Genomic DNA, 14914 nt, shown 5'->3' with positions numbered 1-14914 from the left:
TCATCGGGCGGTAACGTTGCCCCGTGACCGACGTGCACCCCACCGATGCCGGCGTCGTGGTTCGCACCGAGCACTCGCTCGGCCGCCTCACCCTCGACCGCCCTGCGGCGATCAACGCGCTCGACGTGCACATGATCCGTGCCCTCCGGGCGGCACTCGACGCCTGGCGGGGTGACGCCGACATCGACACCGTGCTGCTCGACGGCGCCGGTGATCGCGGCCTCTGCGCGGGCGGCGACGTTCGTGCCCTCTACGCCTCGATCGTCGCGGGCAGGGTCGACGAGGTGGGGGTGTTCTTCCGGGAGGAGTACGCCCTCAACGCCGCGATCGACGAATACCCCGCCCCCATCGTCGCCTTCGCCGACGGCATCACCATGGGCGGCGGCATCGGTCTCGCCGGCCACGCCGCCGTGCGCATCGTCACCGAGCGATCCCGGCTCGCGATGCCCGAGACCCGCATCGGATTCACCCCCGACGTCGGCGGCAGCTACCTGCTGTCCCGCGCACCCGGCCGGCTCGGCGAATACCTCGCCCTCACCGGCGACACGATGAGCGCCTCCGATGCGATCCACGCGGGCTTCGCCGACCACTTCGTCCCCTCCGCGCACCTCGACGCGATCCGCGACGCCCTCGTCACGCGGGCAGACCCCTCCGGACCCGCCGAGCTCGTGCTGCTATTCGACGAGACGCCCGAGGCATCCGAGCTCGCCGCGAAGCAGCCCTGGATCGACGCGACCTTCGACGCCGACACGGTGCCCGGCATCATCGCGAAGCTGCGCGCCGTCGGAGAGCCCGAGGCATCCGCCCTCGCCGACCGGCTCACCCACGCGGCGCCCACTGCTCTCGCCGTCACGCTCGAGGCGGTGCGCCGGGCGCGGGAGCTGCCGACGCTGCGCGCCGTGCTCGAGCAGGAGTACCGCCTCGTGCTCTGGTTCGCACACACCCAGCCCGACATGGTCGAGGGCATCCGTGCCCAGCTGGTCGACAAGGACCGCGATCCGCACTGGAACCCCGCCACCCACGACGGCGTCACGCCCGACACGATCGCCGCCGCATTCTCGTACGAACCGGCCGTGCCGCTCTGGTCATGAGCACGCGCCCGCACCGTCGCGCCTACTCGATCGGCATCGCGTTCGACTGGTTCTTCTTCGTCTTCGCGGGGGTCGCGGCCGTGTGGCTCGCCGTGCTGAGCGCCGAGGAGTCGCTGCGACTCGGCTGGTGGGGCATCGCCGGCGGCATCGTGTTCTGGGCGCTGCTGGCCTACCTCGTGCTGCCGCGGCTGCACCGCATCCTCACCACGATCTACGTGCCCGACTACTTCATCGGACGCACCCGCACGAGCGACGGCCTGCTCGGAGACCCGGTCAACCTCGCGCTGCGCGGGGACGGCGACGCGATCGAACGAGCGCTGACCGCGGCCGGATGGACGAAGGCCGACCCGGTGACGCTTCGCTCCTCGTGGCGCATCGTCGCGTCGACCCTCACGCGACGCAGCTACGGTGAGGCGCCGGTCAGTCCCCTGTTCCTCTTCGGTCGCCAGCAGGACTTCGCCTACCAGCAGGAGGTCGACGGCAACCCCGCCCAGCGCCACCACGTGCGGTTCTGGCGCTGCCCCGACGGCTGGCTGCTGCCCGGCGGTGCGCGGGTCGACTGGCTCGCCGCGGGCACCTTCGACACCTCCGTCGGGCTCTCGCTGTTCACGCTGCAGATCACCCACCGGATCGACGCCGACACCGACATCGAACGCGATCACATCGTCGCCACCCTCACCCGGGCGCATCCCGAGATACGCGTCGATGTGCTCGCCGACTTCTCGACGGGCTACCACTCACGCAACGGCGGCGGCGACACCATCCGCACCGACGGGAACCTGCCGATCATCGACGTCACGCGGGTGGCGGCATGAGCGAGACGCCCCACAAGCGCGCCGCCTTCGAGGCCCCCGCCCGCCTCGCGCAACCGACGCCGTACGACCCCGGGATGCCGCGGCCCGGCGCGACGGTCGCCGGCGCCCTGCTCGTGCTGCTGCGCGCCATCGGCGGCATTGTGGTGCTCGTGTCGCTCGTGCTCGACTGGCCCGAGGTGCTCGCCACCCTCGAAGGCGCGTCGGATGCGGGCAGCCTCGCCGCCGAGAGCGGCGTGCTTCTGACGGTCGCTCTCGTCAGCGGCGGCTTCTTCGTCGTCGTCGACCTCGTGCTCGCCCTGTTCATCTATCTCGGGCGCAACTGGGCGCGGGTGCTCGTGCTCATCGTCTCGACGATCTCCATCGTGTCCGCGTTCGTGTCGTGGTGGGCCCAGGGACAGCAGCTGACCCTCGACGGCTCGCTCACGACGCTCGCCCTCGACATCCTCGTCCTGCTCGCCCTGTCGTCCCGCGCGGCGGCCGCCTACGCCCGCCGGACGGAGCGCCGATGACCGATCCCTTCGCCGGCCCCCTGGGGGCATCCCCCTACGAGGTGCTCGGCGTCGCGGCATCCGCCACCGACGACGAGCTGCGGCGCGCCTACCGCGCCCGGATGCGCGAGACCCATCCCGACACGGGCGGCGACGCCGCCGTGTTCATCCGGGTGCAGCGCGCCTGGGAGCTGATCGGCACCCCCGAGGCGCGCGCCGTCTTCGACCGCGGCCGCTCGTTCTCCTCCGACGATGAGACGGATGCCACCGCCTCGCGTTCCACGCAGACGCGCCCCGACACGCGTCCCCGCGCCCGAGCGTTCGGCCAGCCGGGCGGGTGGCGACGGGAGCGGTACCTCACGCTCATCCGGGAGTGGGTCGGGCGCGGGGCGGAGATCGCCGACCCCTACGCCGCCGACCTCGTGCGGGCGGCGCCCCGCGACATCCGGCACCTGCTGGCCGACGCGCTCGCCGAGGAGGCCACCGCACGTATCGTCGCCGACCTCGGCATGGGCTACACCGTGTGGCACGACGTGGCCGCCGACAAGCGCGGCGTCGACCCCGACGCGAAGCTCGACCACATCGTGCTGGGTCCGAGCGGGCTGTACGGGCTGCTCTCCGAGGACTTCGGCGACCCGATCGGGCTGCGGCGCGGGGAGATCGTCGGGGCGCACATCGCGGGTGCTCCCATCACCGAGCTGATAGGCCGCATCCGCACGGTCGCGCGGCAGGCGGGGGTGCGCTTCACCGGCGCGATCGTGGTCGTCCCCGACGATCAGGTCGCGCAGGCGATCACCGAGCTCGGCAAGGTGCGCGGACTGCTCGTGGTGGTCACGACCCGCAGCGCGCTCGCGACGGTGCTGCGCCGTGGGGCGACCGGTGCCCGTCCGATCGGCGGCACCGAGGTGTTCGACGTGCGCTCGCGCCTGCAGCAGCGCGTCGAGTTCGTCTGACGACGCGCCGGCTCAGCGGGCGCCGAGCAGCTGCAGGGGGTGCGTGAGTCGCCACCACGGCGACGGGTCGACGAGGGGCGCGCTGAGCGTGACTTTCGCCGTCGAGGTGTTCAGCGGTCCGTTCGCCGTCACCGTTCCCACGGTGTCACCGGCATCGCGCGCCGCACCGAGGTCGAACTGCGCCGCGACCGACGGGATCGAGCCGTTCCAGCCGAGCACCGACAGATCGCCGGACGTGACGAGCGAGGTCGTGGCGCCCCACACGGTGGTGACCGTTGCGACGGTCGTGCCGGACGTCAGCGCGGGGGAGGCGACCACGTCGGCCTGGAGCTCTGTGAGCAGGGCGCGGGCCGCGGCATCCCGATTCGCGTGGGAAGTCTGCTCGAGGGCCGCGGCGTACAGGCGCACCGTCACCCCGTCGATCGTGACGTCCTTCGCGACCAGCAGGCTGTACGCGCTCAACGAGCCGGTCTTGATACCCACCACCCCGGCGTCGGCGAGGAGGTCGTTCGTGTTCTCGACCACGCCGGCGCCCGGCAGCGTGACCGACGTCTGGCGCACGATGTCCGCGATGGTCGGGTTGGCCATCGCCAGCTCGCCGAGCTGGATCAGCGCGCTCGGGGTCGCCGTGTTCGCCGGGTTGATGCCGGTGGGCTCCTTCAGCGTGATGCCGGAGATGCTGTGCGCGGTGAGGAACGCCGTGGCGGCGGTCGCGAACGCGTCGTTCGACGGCCAGTACTGCGAGGCGAGCTTGGCGACGTAGTTGCCGGCCGACCCGATGAGGATGCCCTGCAGGAGCTGGTACTGGGTGAGGGAGCTCCCCACCGGCACCGCGAGCGCCGACTCGCCGCTCGCGAGGTACGACTGATACGTGCGGCGGTCGGCTGACGTGAACGTGTAGGAGGGGCCCTGGTCGGAGCTGGAGACCGGGCTCTTCTCCAGGATCATGAGCGAGGTGACGACCTTCGAGATGCTCGCGATCTCCTGCGGGGTCGAGGTCGACGCGAGCCCGGAGCCGATGCCCTGCACGCCCACCGCTCCGGCGCCGACCGCGGGCCACGGGACCGCCGCGGCCGGGGCCGCCGCTCCCGTGAGCGTCGCCGGAGTGACGGTCGGGGGGATCGCGCTGAGAGGCCAGACGAGCGCGGCGATCACATACGCCGCCACGGCGGCCACGGCCGTCACGATCGGCGCGATGACGGCGACCTTCGGCCGGCGGCGGCGTCGGCGGGGTGCCGCGATGAGATCGACGTCACCCACGGGCGCCTCGGTGACCGGCGCGGAGCCGATGGTGAGCTCTCGCCCGCGGGTACGTGCAGCCACCTGCGCCGGCGAGACCCAGGTGAGCGCCTCGATGTGCGGTTCCTCGACGATGACCGGCACGATGCTGGGAACGGCGAGCCCGTCGCGCGGGACGGTGGGCAGCGCGGTGGCCTCGGGGGCGAGCGGCCCGTCGAGAAGGATCGGGATGTCGCCGGTCTCGGCGGTCGCGACCTCGATCTCGCCGGTGGAGCCCTGCTGGCGTCGAGCGCGCCGAGAACCGGGCGGCGGAGTCGAGGTCATCCCACGAAAATAGCGCGTCTGCGTGGCTATACTCGCGATGTCAACCACGGGAGTCCGGTGTGCCGGGCTGAGAGGAAGCGGATCGCGCTTCGACCGTCGAACCTGATCTGGGTCATGCCAGCGCAGGAAGGGAGTATTTCGTGCATTCCACCATTGCATCCACCACCGGTGTGCGTCTGCGTTGGCGGGTCGTCGACATCGTCGTGGCCAGCGTCATCGGCGTCGCGGCGGGCGTCGTCTTCTGGGCCTGGGGACAGGCGTGGACCCCGCTGAGCACCGCACTGGCGTTCCTGCCGGGTCTCGAGGGACTTCTCGCCGGCGGCTGGCTGTTCGCCGGCGTGCTGGGCGGTCTCGTGATCCGCAAGCCCGGCGCCGCGCTCTATGCCGAGGTCGTCGCCGCCGTCGTCTCGATGGCGGTCGGCACCCAGTGGGGCTACACCGTCCTGATCTGGGGCATCGTGCAGGGCATCGGAGCGGAGCTCGCGTTCGCGATCGTGCGCTACCGCCGCTGGAACCTGCCGGTCGCCCTCTTCTCCGGCGCGCTCGCGGGAGTCGCGGTCGCGTTCATGGACACGACGTTCTCGTCGGTCGCCGCCTACGACCTGGGCCCCCGCACGATCTACGCCGTCTCGGCGGTGATCTCGGGCATCGTGCTCGCCGGACTCGTGTCGTGGCTGATCGTGCGCGGCCTCGCCGCGACCGGTGCCCTCGACCGGTTCGCCGCCGGACGCGAGGTGCGCGGCACCGCCTCCGACGCGTGAGCGCTGCGGCCGTCCGCGCCCGGGGGTGGGGCTGGCGCCACGCCGGACGCGGACGGTTCGCCGTCGACGGGCTCGACCTCGACATCGCCCCCGGCGAACGGGTGCTGCTGCTGGGCGCGAGCGGCGCCGGCAAGAGCACGCTGCTGCGCGGCCTCGCGGGTGTCCTCGGCGGCGACGAGGACGGCGAGGAGCGCGGCGAACTGACCGTCGGCGACCGGCCGGCATCACGCGCCCGCGGCGTCGCCGGTCTCGTGCTGCAGGACCCCGACAGTCAGGTCGTGCTCGCCCGGGTGGGCGACGACGTCGCGTTCGGCTGCGAGAACCTGGGGGTCGCTGCCGACGAGATCTGGCCGCGCGTCGGCGACGCGCTCGACGCGGTCGGGCTGCGCGTGGGGCTCGAGCACGCGACATCCGCTCTCTCGGGTGGCCAGAAGCAGCGTCTCGCGCTGGCGGGGGCGCTCGCGATGCGCCCGGGGTTGCTGCTCCTCGATGAGCCGACCGCGAACCTCGATCCCGCCGGCGTCGTCGAGGTGCGCGACGCGGTGATCGCCGCGGTCGCCGCGACGGGGGCGACCCTGGTCGTCGTCGAGCATCGCGTCGACGTGTGGGCGGCGCACGTCGACCGGGTCGTCGTGCTGGCGGCCGGCGGTGGCGTGCTCGCCGACGGCGCGCCCGACACGGTGTTCCGCACCCATGGCGACGTGCTCGCCGAGACAGGGGTGTGGGTTCCGGGGCGGCATCCCCATCCGGCGCTGACCGCGGCGGCGGATGCCGCGTCCCCCGCGCTGCTGTCGACGCACGGCCTCGCCGTGGGTCGGCGTCCGTTCGGGGCGCGCGAGGCGGTCGTGGCGGCGTCGGGCATCGCGCTCGCCGCCCGGGCCGGACGCGTGCTGGCCGTGACGGGCCCGAACGGCGTCGGCAAGTCGACGCTGGCGCTGACCGTCGCGGGGCTGCTCGCCCCCGCGGCCGGTGCCGTGGTGGCCTCCGACGAGCTGCGCGCCGCGGGCCGGGCGACGATCGGCCCCGATCCGCTGCGTTGGCGCTCGCGGGAGCTGCTCACCCGTATCGGCACCGTCTTCCAGAGCCCCGACCACCAGCTCGCCGCCCGCACCGTGCGCGGTGAGCTCGAGATCGGCCCGCGCGCCCTGCGGCTGCCCCCGGCAGAGGTCGCCGCCCGCGTGGACCCGCTGCTGGAGGAGATGGGGATGTCGCGTCTCGCCGCCGTGAACCCGTTCACCCTCTCCGGCGGCGAGAAGCGGCGGCTCACGGTCGCCGCCGCCCTCGCGACCCGCCCCCGCGTGCTCGTCCTCGACGAGCCGACCTTCGGGCAGGACGCCCGCACCTGGGAGCAGCTCGTGCGGCTGCTCGGCGACCTGCGTGCCGCGGGCACCGCGATCGTCACCGTCACCCACGACGAGGCCCTCGTCGCGCAGCTCGCCGACGATGTGGTGGCGCTCGGGGCCGCGGCATCCGCCCCCGGAGGTGTCGGATGAGCCTCGCCACCCTCGACGAGCGCACCGGGGTGCTCGGCCGTCGCAACGCCCTCGCGAAGCTCGTCGCCGCGACCGTCGTCGGGGTGCCGCTGCTGCTGTCGATCGATCCGGTGTCGGCCGCGGTGGCGCTCGCCGCCGTGCTCGTGCTGCTGCCGTTCGCCCGGCTGTCGGCGCGCGGCCTGTGGCTGCGGCTGTGGCCGATCGTGGTGTCGGCCCTGATGGCCGCGGCCGCCACGGTGCTGTACGGTCGCGCCGGCGGCGAGACCTACCTGCAGTGGGGACTCGTGCACGTCTCCGACGGGTCGCTGCTGCTGGCGGCCGCCATCGCACTGCGCGTGCTCGCGATCGCGGTGCCGAGTGTCGTGCTGTTCGCGACCACCGACCCCACCGATCTCGCCGACGCACTCGCCCAGCTCGCGAAGCTTCCGGCCCGGTTCGTCATCGGCGCGCTCGCGGGCATGCGGCTCGTGGGCCTGCTCATCGACGACTGGAACGAGCTCGCCCGTGCACGTCGCGCGCGAGGGATCGCCGACAACGGGCGGGTGCGCCGCTTCCTCGGTCAGGCGTTCGCGGTGTTCGTGCTGGCGATCCGGCGGGGTTCCGATCTCGCGACGGCGATGGAGGCGCGCGGCTTCGACGCGCCCGTCACCCGCACGTGGGCGCGCACGTCGCGGCTGACGGCGGGCGACGCGGTGCTGGTGCTGCTGGGGCTCGCGGTGGCCGCGGCATCCGTCGGCATCGCCCTCGTCACCGGATCGTGGCGGTTCGTGCTGACCCTCTGAGCCGTCAGGGGGCGTCGACGGTCGCCGAGAGCCGCCGCGCGACGGTCTCCTCCACGACGAGATCGGTGATGATCCCGGCGCGCAGTGCGCCGCGCAGTGCATCGAGCTTCGACTCGCTCGACACGACGCACAGGCGATGCGGGATGCGCTTGACGGCTTCGAAGTCGGGGCCGCTCGAGCGACCGTTCAGAGGGATGCCGTCGGGGGTGCCGTCGCCGCGGTAGAACACCGTCGCGCAGTCGCCCACCACGTCGTAGCGCGCGAGGGTGTGCATGTCGTCGGCGGTGAAGTAGCCGCCGGCGTAGACGTGGGAGGGGACGTCGGCCTTGGGGGAGCCGAGGCCGAACACGAACAGCCCGACCCGCGCCTGCACGTCGAGCACGGAGCGCACCGAGCGCTCCCGCCACATCGCCTGCTTGGTCATGGGGTCGTCGAAGAGGGCGGGAACGGGGAAGTAGTGCACCCGCGCATCGAACGCGCGCCCGAAGCGGTCCAGGATCTCCCCGGCGTAGCCGATGCCGGATGTCTCGACGTTCGCCGCCCCGTTCATCTGCACGACGTGGCTGTTGTGCAGCGCCTTGCGCGGCAGGTTGCGGGCGATGGCTGAGAGGGTGGCGCCCCAGGCGGCGCCGATGACCATGTTCGAGTCGGCCATCATCGCGAGGATCCGCGCCGCCGACATCGCGGTGCGTTCGAGCCGCTCGGCCTCGGTCACCCGTGGCCGGGTGGGCACGACGTGCACGGTGACGCCATAGCGCTCGCCGAGCCGCTGGGTCAGGTGGCTCGCAGCCTCCTGTGGGGAGTGCACGGTGATCTCGACGAGTCCGCTCTCGCGCGCGTACGCGAGCAGGCGCGAGATGGAGGAGCGCGAGATCTTCATCTCGTTCGCGATCGCGTCCATGTTGCGGTCCTGCAGGTAATAGAGCTGTGCGGCCCGCAGGGCGTCGCGCGAGCGCGTGGCGTTCGCATCCTCTGACATTGCGACCATCCTCTTCGCACGAATGTGCAGTCGATTCCCCGGGATGCACATTCTTGCACTTTGGTTGCACGAACGTGCGAACGGGTCCACTCTGAGGGTGTCTGTCAATGAGGAGTTTCACCGTGAGCGTGTCAGAGCCGACCCCCCTACGTTCGTCCGTCGCCGCCCTTCGCGAGCGCCCGACGGCAGACGTGCTCATCATCGGTGGCGGGATCAACGGTCTCGCCACGTTCCGCGACCTGGCCCTGCAGGGCGTGGATGTCGCGCTCGTCGAGCGTGGCGACTTCGTCTCGGGTGCCTCGTCCGCATCGAGCCACATGGTGCACGGTGGCGTGCGCTACCTCGAGAACGGCGAGTTCCGCCTCGTGAAGGAGGCCGTCACCGAGCGCAACCGCCTGCTGAAGACGGCGCCCCACTACGTGCGGCCGCTGCAGACCACCATCCCGATCTTCCGCACCTTCGCGGGCATCCTCTCCGCCCCCTTCCGTCTGCTCGTCACGCACGGCACCGGCAAGCCCAGCGAGCGCGGCGCCCTGCTGATCAAGGTCGGGCTCATGATCTACGACACCTTCTCCCGCGACGGCGGTACGGTGCCACGTCACCGCTTCGCCCGCCGCGCGTCGTCGCTGCGCGAGTTCCCCGACATGAACCCCGACGTCGCCTACACCGCGACCTACTACGACGCCTCGATGCACGACCCCGAGCGTCTGGCGTACGACGTGTTGCAGGACGGCCGTGAGGTCGGCGGCGACCGTGCACGGGCGGCGAACTATCTCGAAGCCGCCGCCTCCGACGGCTCGTCGGTCGTGCTGCGCGACACCGTCTCGGGCGAGCGCTTCTCCTTCACCGCCAAGGTCATCGTCAACACGAGCGGCCCCTGGACCGACCTCACCAACGACGCCCTCGGCACCCCGACCCGCTTCATGGGAGGGACGAAGGGCTCGCACATCGTGCTCGACAACCCCGAGCTGCTCGCGGCCACCCGGGGCAACGAGATCTTCTTCGAGCACTCCGACGGTCGCATCGTGCTGATCTACCCGCTCAAGGACCGCGTGATGGTCGGCACCACCGACATCAACGCAGACCCGAGCAAGCCCGTGGTGTGCACCGACGACGAGGTGGACTACTTCTTCGACCTCGTCGGTCACGTCTTCCCCGGCATCGCGGTCGACCGCTCGCAGATCGTCTACACGTTCTCCGGCATCCGCCCGCTCCCGCGTCACGACGACCTCGCCCCCGGCTTCGTCTCCCGTGACTACCGCATCGAGAAGGGCGCCCTGGGCGGCACCCCGGTGCTCAGCCTCGTCGGCGGCAAGTGGACGACCTTCCGTGCGCTGTCCGAGCACGTGAGCACGGATGTCACCACCATCCTCGGCGTCACGCGCACCGCCTCCACCGCCACCCTGCAGATCGGCGGCGGCAAGGGCTATCCCCGATCCGACGGAGAGCGCCGCTCGTGGGTCATCGACCACGCGGCAGGGCACGACGCGGCCTTCGTCGACCGCATGCTCGAGCGCTACGGCACCAAGGCCGCGCCGCTGCTCGCGGCACTTCCGGTCGGCGAGGCCGACCTGGGTCAGGTTCCCGGCTACACCGCTTCCGAGCTCGCGCACCTCGCGGCATCCGAAGACGTGGTCAGCCTTCTCGATCTGCTGCTGCGCCGCACCTCGATCGCGTTCGTCGGGGGTCTCACCCTCGCCGCGCTCGAAGAGATCGGCCGCAGCATCCAGGAGTCGATGCACTGGAGCGACGAGGAGGTGCAGTCGCAGGTCGCCGAGACCGTGCGCACGCTCTCCGAGGCCCACCGCATCGACGTCACCCGATCAGGCGTCGCCTTCCACGCCGCCTGACACCAGCTCCGGTGCGACCTGACACCGGCGGACACATCACTCAGGTCACTCATAGAGCCGGGCCGGCGCCGTCGAGGCAGAGGCGTCGTACCGGAGAAAACGAAAGGTCAACGTCGACATGTCATCAGTCAACCTGGGGTTGTACTTCCTCTCCGAGGTGGTGGGCACGGGGATGCTCATCCTGCTCGGTTGCGGTGTCGTCGCCAACGTCATCCTGGCGAAGAACAAGGGCTTCGGTGGCGGCACGCTCATGATCAACTGGGGCTGGGGCCTCGCGGTGTTCGCGGGTGTGCTCGTCTCGGCGTACTCCGGTGCGCAGCTGAACCCGGCCGTCTCGTTCGGTCTGCTCATCGCCGGCAAGATCGACGGTGCAGAGTTCGGCACCGCCGTCGGCGGCCAGTTCCTCGGTGCGTTCATCGGTGCGGTGCTCACCTGGCTCGCCTACCGCGACCACTTCGATGCCGAGCCCGACCCGGCGGCGAAGCTCGGAGTCTTCTCGACCGGCCCCGCGATCCGCTCGTACTTCTGGAACCTGGTCACCGAGATCATCGCTACCTTCGTGCTGGTCTTCGTGATCTTCGCCTTCGCCGACTACGGCGACATCCAGATCGGTGTCCCCGGTGGCCTCGGCCCGCTGACGGCCGTTCCGGTCGCCCTCCTCGTGGTCGGCATCGGCGCCTCGCTCGGCGGCCCGACCGGTTACGCCATCAACCCCGCCCGTGACCTCGGCCCCCGCATCGCGCACGCGCTGCTGCCGATCAAGGGCAAGGGCTCGAGCGACTGGGCCTACTCGTGGGTCCCGGTCGTCGGACCGCTCATCGGTGGTGCCATCGCCGCCGTCGCGGCCCCCGTGCTCCTGCACCTCGGCCACTGACCCGACACCATCCTTCGAACAGACAAGGAAGTCACCACAACATGAGCACCTACGTCATCGCGATCGACCAGGGGACCACCTCCTCGCGCGCGATCATCTTCGACAAGGCCGGCAGTATCATCGCCACCGGTCAGAAGGAGCACGAGCAGATCTTCCCCAGGGCGGGATGGGTCGAGCACAACCCCGTCGAGATCTGGCAGAACGTGCAGGAGGTCATCGGAATCGCGCTCGCGAAGGCCGACCTGACCCGTCACGACATCGCCGCCGTCGGCATCACCAACCAGCGCGAGACCGCCGTCGTGTGGGACAAGAACACCGGTGAGCCCGTCTACAACGCGATCGTGTGGCAGGACACTCGCACGCAGTCGATCGTCGACGAGCTGGCGAAGGGCGACACCGAGCGCTACAAGGAGATCGTCGGCCTGCCGCTGGCGACCTACTTCTCGGGCACGAAGATCAAGTGGATCCTCGACAACGTCGAGGGTGCACGAGAGCGCGCCGAGGCGGGCGACCTCCTCTTCGGCACGACCGACACCTGGGTGCTCTGGAACATCACCGGCGGCCCGGAGGGTGGCGTGCACGCGACCGACGTCACCAACGCCAGCCGCACGCTGTTCATGGACCTGAAGACGCTGTCGTGGCGCGAGGACATCCTCGCGGACTTCGGCGTGCCGCTGTCGATGCTGCCGGAGATCCGTTCGTCCTCCGAGGTGTACGGCACGGTCGAGGACTCGTCGCTGCTGCGCGAGACTCCGGTCTCGGGCATCCTCGGCGACCAGCAGGCCGCGACCTTCGGCCAGGCGGCGTTCGATCCGGGTGAGAGCAAGAACACCTACGGCACGGGCAACTTCCTCATCTTCCAGACGGGCGAGGAGATCGTCCACTCGAAGAACGGCCTGCTCACGACCCTCGGCTACAAGCTCGGCGACCAGCCCGCGCACTACGCGCTCGAGGGATCGATCGCGGTCACCGGGTCGCTCATCCAGTGGCTGCGCGACAACCTGGGCCTCATCTCCAGCGCTCCCGAGGTGGAGGAGCTGGCGAAGTCGGTCGAGGACAACGGCGGCGTCTACTTCGTGCCGGCGTTCTCGGGTCTGTTCGCGCCGTACTGGCGTCCGGACGCCCGCGGTGCGCTGGTGGGTCTGACCCGCTATGTCAACAAGGGTCACATCGCCCGCGCGGCGCTGGAGGCCACGGCCTTCCAGACCCGCGAGGTGCTCGACGCGGTCAACGCCGACTCCGGTGTGGACCTGACCGAGCTGAAGGTCGACGGCGGCATGATCGCGAACAACACGCTCATGCAGTTCCAGGCCGACATCCTCGGTGTGCCGGTGGTGCGCCCGGTCGTGGCCGAGACCACCGCGCTCGGTGCCGCCTACGCGGCCGGTCTCGCGGTCGGCTTCTGGTCGAACCTCGACGACCTGCGTGCCAATTGGCAGGAGGACCGTCGCTGGGAGCCGAAGCTCGACGCCGACGAGCGCGACCGTCAGCTGCGTCTGTGGAAGAAGGCCGTCACCAAGTCGATGGACTGGGTCGACGCCGACGTGCGCTGAGCGCACACGTCACCGCGGGGCGCGGGCGGCTTCGGCCGCCCGCGCCCTCGTCGTTGCCGCGGCATCCAGCGTGATACTGAGTCCCACGCTGGTCGAGACTCGATTCCGCGACTAGGCTGACGACGGATGCCGCGGGCCCTCGCCCGGGCGGTTCGAAGGAGAACACATGGACATCACCGGAGCGAGCGCGCTCGTCACCGGCGGCGCGAGCGGGCTGGGCTTCGCCACCGCGCAGCGCCTGACCGAGCTCGGCGCCACCGTCACCATCGTCGACCTGCCGTCGTCTCCCGGTGCGGAGCGCGCCGCGGAGCTCGGCGGGTTGTTCGCCCCCGCCGACGTCACCGACCCGGAAGCGGTCGCGGCCGCCGTGCAGCTCGCCGTCGCGGCCGGTCCGCTGCGGGTCGTCGTCAACTGCGCGGGCATCGCCCCGCCCGCGAAGGTGCTCGAGCGCGACGGCACGCCGAGCCCGCTGGCGGCGTTCGAGCGCATCGTCCGCGTGAACCTCATCGGCACCTACAACGTCATCGCGCAGGCCTCGGCCGCGATCGCGGTGAGCGAGCCGACCGCCTCGGGCGACCGCGGCGTGATCGTCAACACCGCGAGCGTCGCGGCGTTCGACGGCCAGATCGGCCAGCCCGCGTACTCGGCGTCGAAGGGCGGCGTGCACGCCATGACCCTGCCGATCTCGCGCGAGCTCGCCCGCTACGCCATCCGGGTGACGACGATCGCTCCCGGCATCATGGAGACGCCGATGCTCGCGGGTCTCCCGCAGCCCGCGCAGGACTCCCTCGGTCAGCAAGTGCCCTATCCGCAGCGCCTCGGCAAGCCCGCGGAGTACGCGTCGCTCGTCGCCGAGATCGTGCGCAACGGCTACCTCAACGGCGAGACGATCCGTCTCGACGGGGCGATCCGGATGGCGCCGCGATGAGCGACCCGCTGCTCTACTCCGTCGAGGACGGCCTCGCCCGGCTCACCCTCAACCGCCCCGAGCGGCTCAACGCGTTCGACGACGCGCTCGCCTACGCCTGGGCCGACGCGACCGCCGACGCGACGGCGCGCCCCGATGTGAAGGCGATCGTGGTGGATGCCGCCGGCCCCGCCTTCTGCGCGGGCGGAGACGTGCTCGCCATGGCCTCGGGCATCGGCTCGGCCCGCGCGCTCGATGAACTCGCGCACGTGATCTCGCGCGGCATCCTCTCGCTCACCGAGTCGAGCGTGCCCGTGGTCGCCGCGGCGCACGGCACGACGGCGGGCGGCGGGCTCGGCATCCTGCTCGCCAGCGACTACGCGATCGTCGGCCAGAACTCGAAGATCGGCAGCCGCTACGCCAGCATGGGCCTCACCCCCGATCTGTCGGTCACGGCGCAGCTCGCCCGCGCTGTGGGGGAGCGTCGCGCGCTGCAGCTCGTGCTGCAGGAGCGGCTGCTGCCCGCCGAGGAAGCCCTCGACTGGGGGCTCGTCGCCGAAGTCGTCGAGCCCGACCGCGTGCAGGCGCGCGCGGTCGAGGTGGCTCGCGAGTGGATCGCGGGAGCCGCCGGCGCGTATGGCCAGGCCAAGCGTCTCGTGCGTGCGGGCACGCGGCGGCCGTTCGCCGATGCCGTCGCCGACGAGGCCGCGTCGATCGGCGCCGCCTTCGACACCCCCGAGGCGCAGGCGCGCATCGCCGCGTTCGCCGCGGCGGCAACCCGGCGCTGACGCCCCATCACTCGACG

General features: G+C 71.5%; 14 protein-coding genes and 1 riboswitch. Of the genes, 12 read left to right on the top strand and 2 right to left on the bottom strand.

Annotation, left to right across the window (positions count from 1 at the left end; genetic code table 11):
- Nucleotides 1-23 precede the first annotated feature (23 nt).
- Genes BGO15_RS00470 through BGO15_RS00455 form a run of 4 tightly spaced genes read left to right on the top strand, consistent with a single transcriptional unit; the run spans nucleotide 24 to nucleotide 3347 of the window.
- Nucleotides 24-1091: an enoyl-CoA hydratase/isomerase family protein gene (locus BGO15_RS00470; RefSeq protein WP_082486401.1), complete on the top strand. Its 1068-nt coding sequence runs from the start codon at nucleotides 24-26 to the stop codon at nucleotides 1089-1091.
- Complete coding sequence (locus tag BGO15_RS00465; protein WP_056209729.1) at nucleotides 1088-1906, top strand: LssY C-terminal domain-containing protein; 819 nt, start codon at nucleotides 1088-1090, stop codon at nucleotides 1904-1906. The genes BGO15_RS00470 and BGO15_RS00465 overlap by 4 nt, the downstream gene beginning before the upstream one ends.
- On the top strand, nucleotides 1903-2415 hold the full coding sequence (locus tag BGO15_RS00460; protein WP_056209731.1) for a hypothetical protein: 513 nt from the start codon (nucleotides 1903-1905) through the stop codon (nucleotides 2413-2415). Before BGO15_RS00465 ends, BGO15_RS00460 begins: the two co-directional genes overlap by 4 nt.
- Entirely contained in the window at nucleotides 2412-3347 is a 936-nt protein-coding gene (locus BGO15_RS00455) for a J domain-containing protein (protein WP_056209734.1), read from the top strand. Before BGO15_RS00460 ends, BGO15_RS00455 begins: the two co-directional genes overlap by 4 nt.
- A 12-nt stretch (nucleotides 3348-3359) precedes the next feature.
- Here the strand turns inward: BGO15_RS00455 and BGO15_RS00450 are convergent, their stop codons facing one another.
- Nucleotides 3360-4910, bottom strand: coding sequence for a hypothetical protein (locus tag BGO15_RS00450; RefSeq protein WP_056519775.1), 1551 nt, complete (start codon nucleotides 4908-4910; stop codon nucleotides 3360-3362).
- Between the two features lie 36 nt (nucleotides 4911-4946).
- Nucleotides 4947-5056, top strand: a riboswitch (TPP riboswitch).
- On the opposite strand from BGO15_RS00450, the gene BGO15_RS00445 reads away from it, so the two are divergent.
- From BGO15_RS00445 to BGO15_RS00435, 3 genes are all read left to right on the top strand, one after another.
- Complete coding sequence (locus BGO15_RS00445; RefSeq protein ID WP_056209746.1) at nucleotides 5051-5671, top strand: ECF transporter S component; 621 nt, start codon at nucleotides 5051-5053, stop codon at nucleotides 5669-5671. It overlaps the preceding riboswitch by 6 nt.
- Nucleotides 5668-7164 (top strand): ABC transporter ATP-binding protein, encoded by a 1497-nt coding sequence (locus BGO15_RS00440; protein ID WP_156454805.1) that lies wholly within the window; start codon nucleotides 5668-5670, stop codon nucleotides 7162-7164. Before BGO15_RS00445 ends, BGO15_RS00440 begins: the two co-directional genes overlap by 4 nt.
- On the top strand, nucleotides 7161-7946 hold the full coding sequence (locus BGO15_RS00435) for an energy-coupling factor transporter transmembrane component T family protein (RefSeq protein ID WP_056209751.1): 786 nt from the start codon (nucleotides 7161-7163) through the stop codon (nucleotides 7944-7946). Before BGO15_RS00440 ends, BGO15_RS00435 begins: the two co-directional genes overlap by 4 nt.
- Nucleotides 7947-7950: 4 nt before the next feature.
- On the opposite strand, the gene BGO15_RS00430 is transcribed toward BGO15_RS00435, so the two are convergent.
- On the bottom strand, nucleotides 7951-8925 hold the full coding sequence (locus tag BGO15_RS00430; protein ID WP_048809066.1) for a sugar-binding transcriptional regulator: 975 nt from the start codon (nucleotides 8923-8925) through the stop codon (nucleotides 7951-7953).
- Nucleotides 8926-9053: 128 nt separating this feature from the next.
- Between BGO15_RS00430 and BGO15_RS00425 the strand changes: the two genes are divergently transcribed.
- From BGO15_RS00425 to BGO15_RS00405, 5 genes are all read left to right on the top strand, one after another.
- Nucleotides 9054-10775 (top strand): glycerol-3-phosphate dehydrogenase/oxidase, encoded by a 1722-nt coding sequence (locus BGO15_RS00425; RefSeq protein WP_416361459.1) that lies wholly within the window; start codon nucleotides 9054-9056, stop codon nucleotides 10773-10775.
- A 118-nt stretch (nucleotides 10776-10893) separates the two neighbouring features.
- Nucleotides 10894-11649: an MIP/aquaporin family protein gene (locus BGO15_RS00420; RefSeq protein ID WP_056209756.1), complete on the top strand. Its 756-nt coding sequence runs from the start codon at nucleotides 10894-10896 to the stop codon at nucleotides 11647-11649.
- Nucleotides 11650-11690: 41 nt separating this feature from the next.
- Nucleotides 11691-13202 (top strand): glycerol kinase GlpK, encoded by a 1512-nt coding sequence (gene glpK, locus BGO15_RS00415; protein WP_056209758.1) that lies wholly within the window; start codon nucleotides 11691-11693, stop codon nucleotides 13200-13202.
- A 166-nt stretch (nucleotides 13203-13368) separates the two neighbouring features.
- Nucleotides 13369-14130: an SDR family NAD(P)-dependent oxidoreductase gene (locus tag BGO15_RS00410; protein WP_056209760.1), complete on the top strand. Its 762-nt coding sequence runs from the start codon at nucleotides 13369-13371 to the stop codon at nucleotides 14128-14130.
- Nucleotides 14127-14897 carry an enoyl-CoA hydratase/isomerase family protein gene (locus tag BGO15_RS00405; protein ID WP_056209763.1) on the top strand — a complete coding sequence of 257 codons (771 nt, stop codon included), beginning with the start codon at nucleotides 14127-14129 and terminating at the stop codon, nucleotides 14895-14897. Before BGO15_RS00410 ends, BGO15_RS00405 begins: the two co-directional genes overlap by 4 nt.
- Nucleotides 14898-14914 lie beyond the last annotated feature (17 nt).

Source organism: Microbacterium sp. 71-23 (genome assembly GCF_001897265.1).
GTDB classification, from domain to species: Bacteria; Actinomycetota; Actinomycetes; order Actinomycetales; family Microbacteriaceae; genus Microbacterium; species Microbacterium ginsengisoli.
The sequence above is the reverse complement of the archived record's forward strand: the minus strand, read 5'-3'. Positions and strand labels throughout refer to the sequence as shown.

Bases quoted from the DNA above. Each gene is read 5' to 3' on its own strand.
- BGO15_RS00410 (WP_056209760.1), top strand. From the start codon at position 13,369: ATGGACATCACCGGAGCGAGCGCGCTCGTCACCGGCGGCGCGAGCGGG.
- glpK (WP_056209758.1), top strand. From the start codon at position 11,691: ATGAGCACCTACGTCATCGCGATCGACCAGGGGACCACCTCCTCGCGC.
- BGO15_RS00405 (WP_056209763.1), top strand. From the start codon at position 14,127: ATGAGCGACCCGCTGCTCTACTCCGTCGAGGACGGCCTCGCCCGGCTC.
- BGO15_RS00430 (WP_048809066.1), bottom strand. From the start codon at position 8,925: ATGTCAGAGGATGCGAACGCCACGCGCTCGCGCGACGCCCTGCGGGCC.
- BGO15_RS00455 (WP_056209734.1), top strand. From the start codon at position 2,412: ATGACCGATCCCTTCGCCGGCCCCCTGGGGGCATCCCCCTACGAGGTG.
- BGO15_RS00465 (WP_056209729.1), top strand. From the start codon at position 1,088: ATGAGCACGCGCCCGCACCGTCGCGCCTACTCGATCGGCATCGCGTTC.
- BGO15_RS00420 (WP_056209756.1), top strand. From the start codon at position 10,894: ATGTCATCAGTCAACCTGGGGTTGTACTTCCTCTCCGAGGTGGTGGGC.
- BGO15_RS00435 (WP_056209751.1), top strand. From the start codon at position 7,161: ATGAGCCTCGCCACCCTCGACGAGCGCACCGGGGTGCTCGGCCGTCGC.
- BGO15_RS00460 (WP_056209731.1), top strand. From the start codon at position 1,903: ATGAGCGAGACGCCCCACAAGCGCGCCGCCTTCGAGGCCCCCGCCCGC.
- BGO15_RS00450 (WP_056519775.1), bottom strand. From the start codon at position 4,910: ATGACCTCGACTCCGCCGCCCGGTTCTCGGCGCGCTCGACGCCAGCAG.